General features: G+C 71.7%; 13 protein-coding genes. 10 read left to right on the forward strand and 3 right to left on the reverse strand.

Going from position 1 to position 14,026, the window contains the following annotated elements; translation table 11 throughout:
* Positions 1–33: 33 nt before the first annotated feature.
* Together Prum_RS36990 and Prum_RS36995 are read right to left on the reverse strand one after the other, a co-directional pair.
* Positions 34–1,797 carry a nickel-dependent hydrogenase large subunit gene (locus Prum_RS36990; RefSeq protein ID WP_173081189.1) on the reverse strand — a complete coding sequence of 588 codons (1,764 nt, stop codon included), beginning with the start codon at positions 1,795–1,797 and terminating at the stop codon, positions 34–36.
* A 6-nt stretch (positions 1,798–1,803) separates the two neighbouring features.
* Positions 1,804–2,847, reverse strand: a complete 1,044-nt coding sequence (locus tag Prum_RS36995; protein ID WP_246278340.1) for an NADH-quinone oxidoreductase subunit B family protein — start codon at positions 2,845–2,847, stop codon at positions 1,804–1,806.
* Between the two features lie 179 nt (positions 2,848–3,026).
* Between Prum_RS36995 and Prum_RS37000 the strand changes: the two genes are divergently transcribed.
* The 10 genes from Prum_RS37000 to Prum_RS37045 all read left to right on the forward strand — a co-directional run bounded on the left by Prum_RS37000 (position 3,027) and on the right by Prum_RS37045 (position 12,180).
* On the forward strand, positions 3,027–3,605 hold the full coding sequence (locus Prum_RS37000) for a helix-turn-helix domain-containing protein (protein WP_173081191.1): 579 nt from the start codon (positions 3,027–3,029) through the stop codon (positions 3,603–3,605).
* Positions 3,606–3,690: 85 nt separating this feature from the next.
* Positions 3,691–3,978: a helix-turn-helix domain-containing protein gene (locus Prum_RS37005; RefSeq protein WP_173081193.1), complete on the forward strand. Its 288-nt coding sequence runs from the start codon at positions 3,691–3,693 to the stop codon at positions 3,976–3,978.
* 39 nt (positions 3,979–4,017) lie between these two features.
* Entirely contained in the window at positions 4,018–5,013 is a 996-nt protein-coding gene (locus Prum_RS37010) for an extracellular solute-binding protein (RefSeq protein ID WP_173081195.1), read from the forward strand.
* Complete coding sequence (locus Prum_RS37015) at positions 5,010–6,593, forward strand: ABC transporter permease (RefSeq protein WP_173081197.1); 1,584 nt, start codon at positions 5,010–5,012, stop codon at positions 6,591–6,593. The genes Prum_RS37010 and Prum_RS37015 overlap by 4 nt, the downstream gene beginning before the upstream one ends.
* Positions 6,578–7,636, forward strand: coding sequence for an ABC transporter ATP-binding protein (locus Prum_RS37020; RefSeq protein ID WP_218577547.1), 1,059 nt, complete (start codon positions 6,578–6,580; stop codon positions 7,634–7,636). Before Prum_RS37015 ends, Prum_RS37020 begins: the two co-directional genes overlap by 16 nt.
* A 95-nt stretch (positions 7,637–7,731) precedes the next feature.
* Positions 7,732–8,163, forward strand: coding sequence for a hypothetical protein (locus Prum_RS37025; protein ID WP_173081201.1), 432 nt, complete (start codon positions 7,732–7,734; stop codon positions 8,161–8,163).
* A gap of 30 nt (positions 8,164–8,193) precedes the next feature.
* Positions 8,194–9,009 carry a hypothetical protein gene (locus Prum_RS37030; RefSeq protein WP_173081203.1) on the forward strand — a complete coding sequence of 272 codons (816 nt, stop codon included), beginning with the start codon at positions 8,194–8,196 and terminating at the stop codon, positions 9,007–9,009.
* 34 nt (positions 9,010–9,043) lie between these two features.
* Positions 9,044–10,228, forward strand: a complete 1,185-nt coding sequence (locus Prum_RS37035; protein ID WP_173081205.1) for a hypothetical protein — start codon at positions 9,044–9,046, stop codon at positions 10,226–10,228.
* Positions 10,189–10,944, forward strand: coding sequence for a hypothetical protein (locus Prum_RS37040; RefSeq protein ID WP_173081207.1), 756 nt, complete (start codon positions 10,189–10,191; stop codon positions 10,942–10,944). Before Prum_RS37035 ends, Prum_RS37040 begins: the two co-directional genes overlap by 40 nt.
* Before the next feature lie 12 nt (positions 10,945–10,956).
* Positions 10,957–12,180, forward strand: a complete 1,224-nt coding sequence (locus tag Prum_RS37045; RefSeq protein ID WP_246278341.1) for an alanine racemase — start codon at positions 10,957–10,959, stop codon at positions 12,178–12,180.
* 505 nt (positions 12,181–12,685) lie between these two features.
* Here Prum_RS37045 and Prum_RS37050 read toward each other — a convergent pair.
* Positions 12,686–13,963, reverse strand: a complete 1,278-nt coding sequence (locus Prum_RS37050; protein ID WP_173081209.1) for a vanadium-dependent haloperoxidase — start codon at positions 13,961–13,963, stop codon at positions 12,686–12,688.
* Positions 13,964–14,026 lie beyond the last annotated feature (63 nt).

Consider the following 14,026-nt stretch of genomic DNA (forward strand, 5'->3'; position numbering starts at 1 on the left):
ATTGCGCCTTTCCCAGGTTGTGGATGTGGTCGGTCAGGTGGCGAGCGTGACGCCCATCGGCGAGTGCGAGGTCTTGATGACCTTCCCGTCGCCGAGGAACATGTGTACGCCGCAGGGCAGGCACGGGTCGAAGCTGCGTACGGCCCGCATGATGTCGATGCCCTTGAACCGATCGGGCGGGTTCTCCTCGAAGATCGGGGTGTTCTGCACCGCGTCCTCGTACGGTCCGGGCGTGCCGTACGTGTCGCGGACGCTGCCGTTCCAGGGCGTCGGCGGGTACGGGTGGTAGTTGGCGATCCTTCCATTGCGGATCACCATGTGGTGCGACAGCACGCCGCGGACCGCCTCGGTGAAGCCCACGCTGTGGGCGTCCTTCGGCACGGTGAACGGCTCCCAGGTCTTCGTGTGCCCGGCGCGTACCTCGGCGAGCGCCCGTTCCACGAAGTAGACCGCGCAGGCGGCGGAGTACGCCTGGAAGTACGTGCGGGCCCGGTTGCGCTCGATCGCATTGCTCCACTGTGGAATCTTCCACTCGAACGTGGTCTCCGGCCGGGTGACCGTGCGCGGCAGGTTGATCAGGACACTGTGGCCGGTCGACTTGACGTACCCGAAATCGACGAGGCCGGCCAGGGCGGTGGCCCACAGGCGCGCGATCGGCCCGCCGCCGGTGTCGAGCGCGAGGTGGTCGGTGCCGTCGAACCAGCGCGGCGACATGGTCCAGCTGTACTTGCCGTCGAAGTCGCGCTTGGCCGGCCGCGGGATGGTGTGTTGGTTCCACGGATGCCGGCGGTCGACCGGGTTGCCCAGCGCGTCGCGGGTGACGAACATTTCCTTGTCTTCCCAGTCCTCGTAGTACGAGGAGCCGAGGAGGATCCGGATGCCCAGGTTGATCGTCACGAGGTCGGTGGTGACCAGCTTCCCGTCGACGATGACGCCGGGGGTGACGAACATCTGCCGGCCCCAGTCGGTCATCGTCTCGTACCGGAAGTCGCAGTGGTCCGGGTTGTTCAGCGAGCCCCAGCAGCCGAGCAGGACCCGCCGGCGGCCGACCTCCTCGTACCCGGGCAGCGCGGTGTAGAAGAAGTCGAACAGGTCGTCGTGCATGGGCACGACCCGCTTCATGAAGTCCACGTAGCGCATGAGCCGGGTCAGGTAGTCGGTGAACAGCTGCACCGTCGCGACCGTGCCGACCCCGCCCGGGTAGAGCGTGGAGGGGTGCACGTGCCGCCCCTCCATGAGGCAGAACATCTCCCGCGTGGAGCGGCTGACCTGCAACGCCTCCCGGTAGAAGTCGCCTTCGAGCGGGTTGAGCGAGCGCATGATGTCGCCGATGGTGCGGTAGCCGTGGTCGCCCGCGTGCGGCGACTCGGTGCGGTTGGCCAGCTCCAGCACGCCGGGGTTGGTCTCGGCGACCATCCGCTCGCAGTAGTCGACCCCGACCAGGTTCTCCTGGAAGATGTTGTGGTCGAACATGTACTCGGCGGCCTCACCGAGGTTGAGGATCCATTCGCCGAGGTGGGGCGGGCGCACGCCGTACGCCATATTCTGCGCGTACACCGAGCAGGTGGCGTGGTTGTCGCCGCAGATTCCGCAGATCCGGCTGGTGATGAAGTGGGCGTCGCGCGGATCTTTACCCTGCATGAAAAGGCTGTAGCCGCGGAATATCGAGGAGGTGCTGTGGCACTCGACGACCCGCTTCTGCTTGAAGTCAATCTTCGTGTAAATGCCCAGGCTGCCGACGATGCGGGTGATCGGATCCCACGCCATCTCGACAAGATCGGACTCGGCCCCGGTCATAAAGAATCACCACGTTTTCTGGTAGCCGGTGAGCAGTTCCGAGCTCTTCTGGCGCCATTTAGGCTCGTGATCCGCGGTGCGGGCGGTGACGCCGCGGAGGGTCTTGATGACCGATCCGTAGAGCGTGCTCGCCGTGGTGGACACCCGCGCGCCCGGCGGCTCGTCCATGAACGGCATGAACTTGTCCGGGAAGCCGGGCATCGTGCACGCGATGCAGATGCCGCCGACGTTGGGGCAGCCGCCGACGCCGTTGATCCAGCCGCGCTTGGGCACGTTGCACTTCACGACCGGCCCCCAGCAGCCGAGCTTGACCAGGCACTTGGGCGAGTCGTAGGTGTTGGCGAAGTCGCCCTGCTCGTAGTACCCGGCGCGGTCGCAGCCCTCGTGGACGGTGGCGCCGAAGAGCCAGCGCGGGCGCAGCGCCTCGTCCAGCGGGATCATCGGGGCCTGGCCGCCGACCTGGTAGAGCAGGTAGAGGATGGTCTCGGAGAGGTTGTCCGGGTGGGTCGGGCAGCCGGGCACGCAGACGATCGGCAGCCCCGCCTTGGACTTCCAGTCCCAGCCCAGGTAGTCGGGGACGCCCATCGCGCCGGTCGGGTTGCCGGCCATGGCGTGGATCCCGCCGTACGTCGCGCAGGTGCCCGCCGCCAGGATCGCCGTCGCCTTGGGGGCCAGCCGGTCGAGCCACTCGCTGGTCGTCATCGGCTGCCCGGTCTCCGGGTTGTTGCCGAAGCCGCACCAGTAGCCCTCGTCCTTGATCGCCTCGTTGGGGACCGAACCCTCGACCACCAGCACGAACGGGTCCAACTCGCCCCGGTCGGCCTTGTGCCACCACTCGATGAACGTGTCGGCGCCCTGCTCCGGGCCGCACTCGAAGTCGATCAGCGGCCAGTGCACGGACACCCTGGGCAGTCCGGGCAGCGCACCGAGCACGATCTCCTCGATGCTCGGCTGCGTGGCCGCGGTCAGGGCGACCGAGTCGCCGTCGCAGGACAGGCCGCCGTTCATCCAGAGGATGTGCACCACCGGCTCGTCCTGATTTCGCGTCACCGTCACGATGCCACTCCTGGTTTGGGCAAGGTCATGTGTTTTTCTGGAACTGTGAAAGAAAAGTGACAGCCAAAATGACCATGTAAAGGCACTATAGGGGTGTGATACAGATCACGCTAGACTGAATAGTCGTCCTACCGGACACATCTGTCTCATTGATCGGTCCCCCGGGAGGGCGAATGGATCCGATCCACGACAACATCGAGGTAACCCCCGTCGTCGTCCTGTCGCAAACGTTTCCGGCCCGCCCTTCCTCCATTCCAGGAATCCGCGATTTCGTGCGGCGATCGCTCGCGCAGTCCCCATTATCCGAGGAGGACAACCGGGCGGTGGGCGAGGCGGTGGCGCGGGCGCTGCTCGACGCCGCGGGCCCGACCGGCACGATCCAGGTGTCCTTCCGGATCTTTCCGGACCACGCCGAGGTCGACGTGCTCAAGTCCCAACCCACGCCCGGCGCGCCCAATCCCGAGGAACTGGCGTCGTTCCTGGGCACCGCGCCCGCCGACGCCGCGGAAGCCCCCGCCGCGGTCGACCGGTGGCCGGGCGCCGGCCTGGTCGAAAGCGGCCCGGACGGCACCTCCTTCGCGGACTGGATGGGCGGGGTGCTGCGCCGCCAAGGGCTCACCATGGAGGCCGCGGCACGCCAGCTCGGCGTCTCGGTGAAGACCGTGAGCCGCTGGGTCGGCGGTACGACCGAGCCCCGCCTGCGTGACCTGCGCCGGATCCGGGAGATCTTCGGTGAGCTCCCCTTCCACTGACCCGGCGCGTACCCCTTCCGGCTGAATCGGTTGTGGCCCTTCCACGAGTCGGCGAACACTGGACCCCGACGGAGAGGGAGTCGCGATGACCGACCCGATCGCCGAGCGACAGTGGGTCTGCGCCCGCCGCCTGCGCGAGCGCCGGTTGCAGCTCTCCCTCACCCAGACCGAACTGGTACGCCGCCTGTCGTGCCGCGGCGTCAACCTGACAAATAGGACGCTCAGCGCGATGGAGAACGGGCGCGGCCTCGACCTGAGGCGGCTTCCCGAGTTCGCCGCCGTGCTCAGCTGCTCGGTGACATACCTGCTCGGCCTCACCGCCGACCCCCTGCGGTGGGAGCCCGACGTGCCCCTGGGCAGCGAATCGCCCTGACGGCGTCCCGCCGTTACCCCTTTCCCGGAGGCCATCGTGATGCCGTTCCGGTCCCACCCGCGCCTGCTCGCAGTACTGGCGATACTCACCCTGGCCGCGTGCGGCGCCGAGCCGGCGGGCTCCGCCAGCTCCACCACGCCGCCGCGGATCACGCTCTACACCTCGGTCACCCAGAACACCGTGGACGCGGTGGTCGCCGGCTTCAAGGAGGCGCACCCGGGCGCCGAGGTCGAGGTCTTCCGCGCCGCCACCGGGGCGCTGAACGCGCGCGTCGCCGGCGACCAGCGCTCCGGCGGGCTGCGCGCCGACGTCATGTGGGGCACCGATCCACTGTCGATGCACGCGTACGCCGACCAGAAGCTGCTGGCGGCGTGGCCGCTGCCGGACCTGGCGGGCGTGCCGGAGGAGTTCCGCACCGACACGTTCTGGGGCACCCGGGTCCTCTTCGTGGTCGTCGTCGCCCGTAAGGACCTGACCCCGGCGCCGACCGGCTGGGCGTCGCTGGCCGACCCGGCGTACCGCGGCAAGGTGGCCGTGCCCGACCCCGCGACGGCCGGCTCCGCGTTCGCCGCGCTCGGCTACTTCAGCCAGGCGCCCGGGTTCGGGATGGATTACTACCGCCGGCTGGCGGCCAACGGCGCCGTCCAGGTGGCCACCCCGCCGGAGGTCGTGACGGCCGTGGCCCAGGGCCGCTACCGGCTCGGCATCACGCTCGACACGGAGGTGCGCGCCGCGGCCGCCAAGGGCTCGCCGGTGACGCTGGCCTGGCCCAAGGAGGGCGCGATCGCGGTCTACAGCCCGATCGCGGCGACCGCCACGAGCAAGCAGCCGGACGCGGCCAGGACGTTCCTGGCGTACGTCCTGTCGGAGGACGGCCAGCGGCGCATCGCGAAGACCGGCTGGCAGCCCGTGCTGGCCCAGATCCCCGGCCCGGAGCGCCCCGCCGGGGCCACCTCCGTGTCGCCGGACTGGCCGGCGCTGTACGGCAAGCAGCGCGACCTGCTCCGGGAGTACCAGTCGATCTTCGGCGGGTGACCACGGTGCGGCGGGGCTGGTGGCTGCTGGTCGCCGCCCTGCTGGCCGCCCTCGTCGCCGTGCCGCTCGGCGCGCTGCTGCGGGAGGCGGTCGGCGGCGGTGCCGGCGGGGTCGCGCGCGCCTTCGGTACGCCGTACGTGCGCACCGCCGTCTGGCACACGGTCGTGCTCGGCGTCGTGGTGACCGCGCCGGCGGTCGCGGCCGGGGTGGCGCTGGCGCTGGCCGTCGAGCGCGGGTCGGTGCGCCACCGCGGCCGGCTGCGCCTGCTGATCGCCGCCCCGCTGGTCGTACCCGATCTGGTGCTGGGGCTCGGCTGGACCGAGGCGTACGGGCCGGCGGGGCTGGCCGACCGGCTCGCCGGCCTCGCCCTGCCGGGGCTGTACGGCCCGGTCGGCATCGCCGCCGTGCTCGCCGCGCACGGCGTGCCGCTGGCGTACCTCGCGGTCGCCGCGGGCCTGGCCACGCGCGCGGAACCCGACCTCGTGCGCGCGGCGCGGGCGGCCGGCGCCTCGGCGTGGGTGGCGCTGCGAACCGTCACCCTGCCGCTGCTGCGGATGTCCATTGTGGCCGCCGCCGCGCTGGTGTTCGTCAGCGTCGTCAACGCCTTCGCCATCCCGCAACTGCTCGGCACGCCCGCCGGCTTTGGCACGATGTCCACAGTGGTCTACAGCGACCTGGCGTTCGCGGCGGACCCGGAGGCGTTCCGCGAGCTGACCGTGGTCGCCCTCGCGATGGTGGCGCTGGCCCTGCTCGCGGTCGGGCCCGCCGACCTGTGGGCCGGCGCCCGGCCGGCGGTACGCACCGGGCCGGAAGCCGCGGCCGCCGGGCGGGCCGGCCGGGCCACCGCGGCGGTGGTGTACGCGTACGCCACGCTCGCCGTCGGGCTGCCCCTCGTGGCGGTCGCGCTGGCGGCGGTGACCGCCGCACCCGGCCTGCCGCCGGTGCCGGCCAACTGGACGCTCGCCAACTTCGACGCCGCGTTCGCCGGCGTGACCGGCCCGGCGCTCGCCCGCACGCTGTGGCTCGCCGCGGCGGCCGCGGTCCTGGTGCCGCTGCTGGGCGCCGCCGTCGCCGGGCTGCCGGGGCGAGCCACCCGTGGGCCGCTGGGCACCGCCGTCGTGCTGGCGTTCGCGATCCCCGGCTCGGCGCTCGCCGTGGGGATCCTCATCGGGTACGGCCGGCTGCTCGCCGGCTCGGCGGCGCTGATCCTGCTCGCGTACCTGGCGAAGTTCTGGGTGTTCGGCCACCGCCCGGTCCAGGCCGCGCTCGACCGCCTGCCGCCCGACCTGCCCCGCGCCGCCCGGGCCAGCGGCGCCGGGCCGGTCACCGCGCTGCGGACCGTGACGCTGCCGCCGCTCGCCACCGCGGCGGCGATCGGCGGCGGACTCGCGTTCCTGTACGCCTCGCACGAGCTGACCATGTCCACCATCCTCTATGGACCGGGGAGCGAGACGTTCGCGGTGGTGATCCTCAACCAGCGGGAGCTGGGCGGTGTGGGCACCTCGGCGGCGCTCGCCCTGGTGCAGACCGGCCCGGTCGCGCTGGTCGCCGCCGGGCTGGTCCGATGGGGACGCCGGTGAACGCGCCCGCCGCGCTGTCCTGCCGCGGGCTCGGCCTCGGGTACGACGGTAGCGCCCTGATCCTGTCCGATGTGGACCTCGACGTCGGCGCGGGCGAGGTGCTGGCGCTGCTGGGCCCGTCCGGGTCCGGAAAGACGACGCTGCTGCACGCGGTGGCCGGGTTCGTCGCGCCGCGTACCGGTGAGCTGTGGCTGGGCGGCGTGCTGGCGTCCACGCCGCGGCGCTGCCTGCCGCCGGAGCGCCGGCGGGTCGGCGTGGTCTTCCAGAACTACGCGCTCTGGCCACACCTCGCGGTGCGGGACATCGTCGCGTACCCGGTGCGGCGCCGCGGCGTGCCGGCAGCAGCGGCCCGCGACGCCGCCGGGGAGCTGCTGGACCGGATGGGCCTGTCCGACCTGGCCGACCGGCGCCCCGCGCAGCTGTCCGGCGGCGAGCAGCAGCGGGTGGGGCTGGCCCGGGCGCTGGCCGCGGACCCGGCGCTGTTCCTCTTCGACGAGCCGACCGCGCACCTCGACGCCCACCTGCGGGCCATCGTGCTGGCGGAGGTCGCCCGCCGGCGCGCGGAGGCCGGCGCGGCGGCGGTGTACGCCACGCACGACGCCGCCGAGGCGCTGGCGATCGCCGGCCGCGTCGCGGTCCTGCACGGCGGCGGGGCCGCCCAGGTCGGCACGCCCGACGAGGTGTACCGGCGCCCGGTGGATCGCACCGTCGCCCGGCTGTCCGGGCCGGCGTCCGTCCTGGACGGTGCGGTGCTGGACCGCACGGCGGAGTCGGTCACGATCCGCGCCGGCGACCGCCGCGTCACCGTGGCCACCTCGGCGCCGCCGGGCGGCGGGGGAGCCGCCGTTGTCCGGCCGGATTGGGTACGCCTCGGCGGCGACCTGCCGGCGACCGTCGCGTCCGTGCGGTTCGCCGGCCCGCACACCGACATCCACCTGGACACCGCCGCCGGCCAGGTGGTGGTCCGGGGGAGCGGATCGTCCCGGCACGCCCCCGGCGACCATGTCATGTGGACGCTCTGCGAGGCGTGGCCGGTCCCCTGACCGGCGCGGACAGAAGTGTCCGGCGGCCACCGCAGGGGTGGCCGGTCAACACTGACTATGGCGACCATGCACGAACTGTGTGCACGATATTACGGATGGCAACCAGTCGGCCGTTCCCGCGACATCGCCCGTACCTGTGCCCGGAGCCGGGTCTGACGGGAATGACCATCGCGGTCGCTGGCGAGCCGCGGACCGGGCCCGACGCGGCCACCCTGGTCGCGCGCCTGGCCGAGCTCGCGGTCAACGACGAACTGCTGGTCGTCTTCGGATCGGCCGATCGCCGGCCGGGCGTCGACGCGTACGCGGTGCTGGCCGGCCTGCGCGACTGCCTGCCCCGGCACGACCTGGTCGTCATCCACCTGCGGCCGTCCGCCGACGTGATGGAGTGGCGCGACGGCGCCCTGCTGGACGAGCTGATGGAGTGCGGCGCCCTGCCAATAGTGATCACATCGGCGAGGGCGGCGCCCGAGATCGCCATCCGGCTGTCGGATCTCTTACACGCGGATCGCATCCTGACGGTGTTGTAGCCTCTCCCTGCATACCGAGAGGACCGGCGGATGGCTGACGCGTGGGACGCGAAACTGCGTACGGCGGCGCTGTTCACCCTCTTCATCCCGCTGGCCTTCAGCGAAGACTTCGTCCAGGCGGCGGCCGCGGGCGGGCGGTGGCAGGAGCCGGCCTGGCTCTTCGTCGTCGTCGACGCGCTGCTCCTGGGGGTCCTGGCGGCACTCCTTCTCGCACTGGGCCGCGCCGCGGTCCCGTGGCGCGGGTACGCCCTCGGCGCGGGCCTCTACCTCGCCCTCGACGTCGTGTCCTGGCAGGCGCCGGACGGGTGGCGTGACCGCTTCCTGTTCGTCATCCCGATGTCCCTGGCGTACGTCGCGCTGTTGGTGCTCTTCGCGGCCCTCCTCTTCCCGGCGGAAAGCCCGCGCTCCCGACTGAGCACCCTGACCCCGCTCGCCCTCGGCACCTTCGCCGCCTACATCGGAGCGGAGTACTGGGACGCCCTCTCCCGAGGAGCCGGCGACGCGCCGCAAACCATCAGCCAGGAGTACTTCGCGCAGGCCAGCCAGGTCATCCCCCTGCTGCTCATCGCGATCGGGTTCGAGGCGCGGTTCTTCCAGAGATACGCGAGCCAGCCGCTGGGCCGCGCGGTCACGATCGTCACCGTCGCCGTGCTGTGCATCGGCGGGGCGATGGCGCTGACCACGCTGCCCATGCAGAGCCGAGCCGGAGCGGCGGGCGGCTGGTACGAGTACGCCGCCTTCGTCATCAGCCTCGAAGGCGCCTCCGTCGGTTTCGCCATGCTGTTCGTCGCGTTGATCTCACTGGTGAACGTCCAGCGTCCGGCGCCGCCGGCCACCGATTCCTGAGATACCGCCGCGCCCCGTGGGGAGAATCCGGGCTATGGTCCGGTGGGTATGGGCGGGTGTGGCCGGAATCGGCGCCGCCCTCGCCGTCGTGTCACCCGCCCGCGCCGACCTCGCCGACGAGACGGCGCTCGCCGAGCGGTACGCGCCGGTGGTCCGGCTGGTCGCGCAGACCGAGGAATGCGGATACGGCGAGCCGTACTGGCCGATGGACGTGGACGCGCTCTTCGACCAGCCGACCGTGGCGCTGCGCGGGCCCTGGACCGGCGCCGACCTGGTGAAGATCGGGCCGACCGCGCCCGACCTGGCCGGCGACCTGTACGAGTACCACCTGGACTTTCCCGGCAACCCGCTGCAGCCGGGATGCGGGTACGAGCAGTGGGCCGACCAGATCACGCAGGGCCGCCTCCCGACCGTGTACGCGCACGTGGCCACCGACCCGGGCGCACCCGGCAAGCTGGCCCTGCAGTACTGGTTCTTCTACGCGTTCAACGACTTCAACAACACCCACGAGGGCGACTGGGAGATGATCCAGATCGTCTTCGACGCCGGCGACGCGGCCGAGGCGCTGGCGGTCACGCCGGCCGAGGTCGGCTACAGCCAGCACGAGGGCGCCGAACGGGCCGACTGGGGCGCCGACAAGCTGGCGCTGGTCGACGGCACCCACCCGGTCGTACACCCGGCCGCCGGCTCGCACGCGAACTTCTTCGAGGACGGGCTTTACCTCGGCAGCTCCGGCCAGCAGGGGGTCGGCTGCGACGACGCGACCACGCCGACCGTCGAGCTGCGGCCCCGGGTACGCACGATCCCGAGCGACCCGGCGGCGGCGCACCGGGAGTTCCCGTGGATCGCGTACGAAGGGCGCTGGGGCGAGCTGCAGACGGCCTTCTACAACGGCCCGACCGGCCCGAACCTCAAGCGCCAGTGGACCGAGCCGATCGCGTACACCGAGGACTGGCGCAACCGCAGCTACGCGGTGCCGGCCGGCGGGCTGCTCGGCACCGAGGCGACGGACTTCTTCTGCTCGGCCCTGCGCACCGGCTCGGACACGCTTCGGCGTACCGTCGACGATCCCTCCCAGACGCTGCTGCCGCTGGCGTTGCTGCTGGTGGTCGCGGCGCTCGCGATCCGGGCCACGACCTGGCGGCCCGCCGCGCCGCTGCGAGTGGCGCGGCGGCGGGCGTGGGGCAGGTACTGGCCGCCGCGGCGCGGATGTACCTGACCCGGTGGCCGCTGTTCATCGGCATCGCGGCGGTGTTCATACCGATCGCGCTGGTCATCGCGGCCGTCGAGGCCGCCGTTTTCGGCAGCGCCAGCATCGCCGGGATCGACACGTCCGGCGAGAGCGGCGGGGTGTTCGCGTCCCTCGCCGTCGCGGTCGCCGCCCTCCTCACGCTCGGGGGCGTCGGCCTGGTGCAGGCCGCCACCGCGCGGGCGCTCGCCGAGGTGGACGCCGGGCGCCCGATCGGGCCGCTGCGGGCGTACCGGATGGCGTTGGGCCGCTTCCCGGCGCTGCTCGGGGCGCTGGCGATCGCGGTCGGCGCGGTCGTGCTGCTCGGGCTGAGCGTGGCGCTGCTGCCGGTCGCGATCTGGCTGGCCGGGCGGTGGGCGCTGCTCGCCCAGGCGGTCGAGCTGGAGGGCGAGTCGGTGCTGGGCGCCCTGCGCCGCAGCGGCCGGCTGGTCCGCCGGCGCTGGTTCAAGACCACGTCGCTGGTCGTCGCCGGCGCCGCGATCGCGCTGGTGCTCGGCCCGGTGCTAGGCATGATCCTGATCTTCGGAACCGACGCGCCGTTCACCCTCGTCAACGTCGTCGCCGGGCTCGTCTACCTGCTGGCGATGCCGTTCGTCGCGCTCACCACGGCGTATGTCTACCACGACGCGGTCGTCCGGGAGGCGCTCGCGGGCGATGAGGATGACGTTCTGCCAGCCCAGATATGACATGCTGGCGTCGTGGACAAGATCGACTGGCGGACGAAGGGCATCTGGTGGCCGGGGCCGCCGGTCACCCCCGCCGAGTTCGCCGCCGCGCGGCACGACCTCTTCGGCGGGGCGTTCACCTGGCCGGTGCTGGTCGCCGACGGGGCCGCCATCGCGCACAACATCGACACGCTCGCCGCGTTCTGCGCGCGGCACGGGCTGGAGTTCGCCCCGCACGGCAAGACCACCATGGCGCCGTCGCTGTTCGAGGCCCAACTGCGGGCCGGTGCCTGCGCGATCACCGTCGCGACCGCCAACCAGGTGCTCGCCTGCCGGGCGCTCGGCGTACCGGCCGTGCTGCTCGCCAACGAACTGGTCGACCCCGGCCCGCTGCGCTGGGTCGCCCAGGAGGTCGAACGGGGCTTCGACTTCCTCTGCTACGCCGACTCACTCGCCGGCGTGCGGGCCATGTCGTCAGCGGTCGCATCGGTGCCGGGCGACCGGCCGCTCCGCGTCCTCGTCGAGCTGGGTCACCCGGGCGGGCGCACCGGCTGCCGTACCCCGCAGGAACTGGCCGAGGTCGCGCGGGCGGTGATCGCCGCGCCCCGGCTCACGCTCGCCGGCGTCGCCGGGTACGAGGGCGGGCTGCCCGACGCGCCCGCCGTCGCCGCGTACCTGGACGGGCTGCGCGCCGCCGTCCGGGACCTGGCGGACGAGGGCCTGCTGCCCGACCCGGTGATCGTCACCGCGGGCGGCAGCAAGTACTTCGACCTGGTCGCGTCGAAACTGGCCGGATCCTGGCTGCCGGGCTACCAACTGCGCACCATCCTGCGCAGCGGCGCGTACATCAGCCACGACGACGGCACGTACCGCGAGCAGACCCCGTTCCGGCGCGTCCCCGGCGAGGGCGCCCTCGAAGCCGCGCTGGAGATCTGGGCCCAGGTGACCTCCACCCCGGAGAAGGGGCTCGCCATCGTCGGCATGGGCAAGCGCGAGGCGCCGTACGACGAGGGCCTGCCGGTGCCCCGCAAGATCCGCGGCCTCGACGGCACGGCGCGCGCCGCCGACGGGTTGCGCGTCACGGCCATCAACGACCATCACGCGTACGTCGAGGTGCCGCCCGACGTGGAGTTGGTCCCGGGAGAGCTGGTCGCCTTCGGCATCTCCCACCCCTGCACCGCCTTCGACAAGTGGCAAGTGATCCCCGTAGTAGATCCCGCCTACAAGGTCATAGACCTAATCCACACCCACTTCTAACCCCTCCCCCGCGCCCCCCGCTTTCGCCGCTCCTTTGCCGGCGCCGCCGCTTTTGCCGTCGATCAAGGGCAAACGGTCGTGCTTTGATCTCCAAACCACGACCCTTTGCCCTTGATCGGCGTGGAATCCCTTGATCGACGCGCCTTTCCTTGATCTGGCGCCCGCCGGGGCTGCGGGCTTGCGGGCTTGCCGGGGCGCGGGCTCGGCGCCTTGCCCCAGTAGGGGTCCCCTTCTGGGCGACCCGACGTGAGTAGGGCTCCCCTATACCGGTCCTCGCGGGTATAGGGGAGCCCTACTCACGCCGGAACCCCAAGAGGGGACCCCTACTGGGGCAAGGCGCCGAGCGGGCAAGGCGAGCCCACCCACCCACGCCAACACCTCCCACCCCCGCACCGCGTCGATCAAGGGAAAGCCCGTCGATCAAGGGCAAAGGGTCGTGGTTCGGAGATCAAAGCACGACCATTTGTCCTTGATCGACGGAAGGAGGGGAGGGAGGGCGGCGGGGCTACGAGGGGCGGAAGTAGTGGGCGATGGTGTAGGCGGCCACCTTGGCGCCGAGCAGTGCGCCCTGGTTGTCGGCGGTACGGAAGTGGATGCCGCCCCATACCCGCGCGTTGATGACCTCAATGAGCGCGGACGAGAAGCTGGTGAAGGACCGCGTCGAGTTCGAGGCCGGGCTGAACGCGCTGAACGAGATGTTGTCCCGCTGGTAGAAGTACGCCAGCGTGGCCATCGTCGCCGCCGTGTAGCAGGTGTGTCCGGACGGGTGGTCCGGGAACGGCGGCGTCACCAGGACCGGCATCCAGGTCGGGTCGGCCACGGTCGCGGCGTTGCCGTCGGTGTCGGCGAGTTGGATCGCGGTGACCGGGCGCCAGAAGTTCCAGAAGTACTTGTCCTCGTAGCAGGCGATCACCGCGTCGGTCGCGGCCACGTCCGCCATCGCGAACATGCGCGCCGCTTGGAGGGTGTTCAGCCCCCGGTTCGTGGCGACCTGCCGCTTGATCTCCCATTCGGTCAGGCGCCGGTCGTGCCACCACCTCGCGGAGTCGGTCTGGTCGGCGGTACGGGTGGTGCTGTTGACCGCGCCGATCTTCTTGACCTCGTTGAAGTCCTTCGTGTACGCGTTGCTGGTCAACGCCGGCGGGCCGGCGGTACGGAACGCCGCCGCGCTGGGGATCGCGAACGGCTTCATGAAGCCGGTCCACGCGCCGTCCGAGCCGAAGTTCGGCGGGACCGGCCGCCACGCGCCGGGTGTGGCGCCGTGGACCCAGGTCTGCGGACCGAGATAGCCGTCGTTCACCCGGGCGGCGATCATCGCGGCGGCGGCCTGGTTGCCGATGGCTATGCCGCCGGTCTTCGCCGGGCCGTCCGGGATCCCGGCGAGGTACGCGTCGTACTGGGCCTGGAGCGCGGGCTGCTGCCCCGGGAAGAGCGAGAGCAGCACCTGGTGGGCCGCGGCGGCCACCGCGGCGTCCTTGGACTCGGTGCCGGTGGCCGGCGGCGCGACCAGGTACGGCTGGTACGGCTTGCCGGAGATCGCGTTCACGGCGTCGTAGATGGCGCCGTGCACCATGGTGAAGCTGCGCCCCTGGACGTTCGGCCCCTGAGCGGCAACGTCCCATATGGACTTTTGCGCGTACTCGTCCCAAACGATCACTGAGTTGGTAGAAGCGGCGGCGGCTGGCTGGACGGGCGACGCGAGCACGAACCCTGGCACGAGCACAAGTACCGCCGCGACGCCCGCGCGCAGGCTTTTCCGGCGTATCCGACCAGTAAGTGTCATGTTTCCCCCTATCGAATCGGGTTGATCGGCCACCGCCATACTCACGGCCATATATGACCTTGC

Origin of the sequence: Phytohabitans rumicis, from assembly GCF_011764445.1 — a bacterium.
In the GTDB taxonomy this organism is placed as follows: Bacteria; Actinomycetota; Actinomycetes; order Mycobacteriales; family Micromonosporaceae; genus Phytohabitans; species Phytohabitans rumicis.

What these genes read in the sequence shown, in the direction of transcription:
- Prum_RS36990 (WP_173081189.1), bottom strand. Translation starts at nt 1,797, where the DNA reads ATGACCGGGGCCGAGTCCGATCTTGTCGAGATGGCGTGGGATCCGATC.
- Prum_RS37000 (WP_173081191.1), top strand. Translation starts at nt 3,027, where the DNA reads ATGGATCCGATCCACGACAACATCGAGGTAACCCCCGTCGTCGTCCTG.
- Prum_RS37005 (WP_173081193.1), top strand. Translation starts at nt 3,691, where the DNA reads ATGACCGACCCGATCGCCGAGCGACAGTGGGTCTGCGCCCGCCGCCTG.
- Prum_RS37010 (WP_173081195.1), top strand. Translation starts at nt 4,018, where the DNA reads ATGCCGTTCCGGTCCCACCCGCGCCTGCTCGCAGTACTGGCGATACTC.
- Prum_RS37020 (WP_218577547.1), top strand. Translation starts at nt 6,578, where the DNA reads ATGGGGACGCCGGTGAACGCGCCCGCCGCGCTGTCCTGCCGCGGGCTC.
- Prum_RS37025 (WP_173081201.1), top strand. Translation starts at nt 7,732, where the DNA reads ATGGCAACCAGTCGGCCGTTCCCGCGACATCGCCCGTACCTGTGCCCG.
- Prum_RS37030 (WP_173081203.1), top strand. Translation starts at nt 8,194, where the DNA reads ATGGCTGACGCGTGGGACGCGAAACTGCGTACGGCGGCGCTGTTCACC.
- Prum_RS37035 (WP_173081205.1), top strand. Translation starts at nt 9,044, where the DNA reads ATGGTCCGGTGGGTATGGGCGGGTGTGGCCGGAATCGGCGCCGCCCTC.
- Prum_RS37050 (WP_173081209.1), bottom strand. Translation starts at nt 13,963, where the DNA reads ATGACACTTACTGGTCGGATACGCCGGAAAAGCCTGCGCGCGGGCGTC.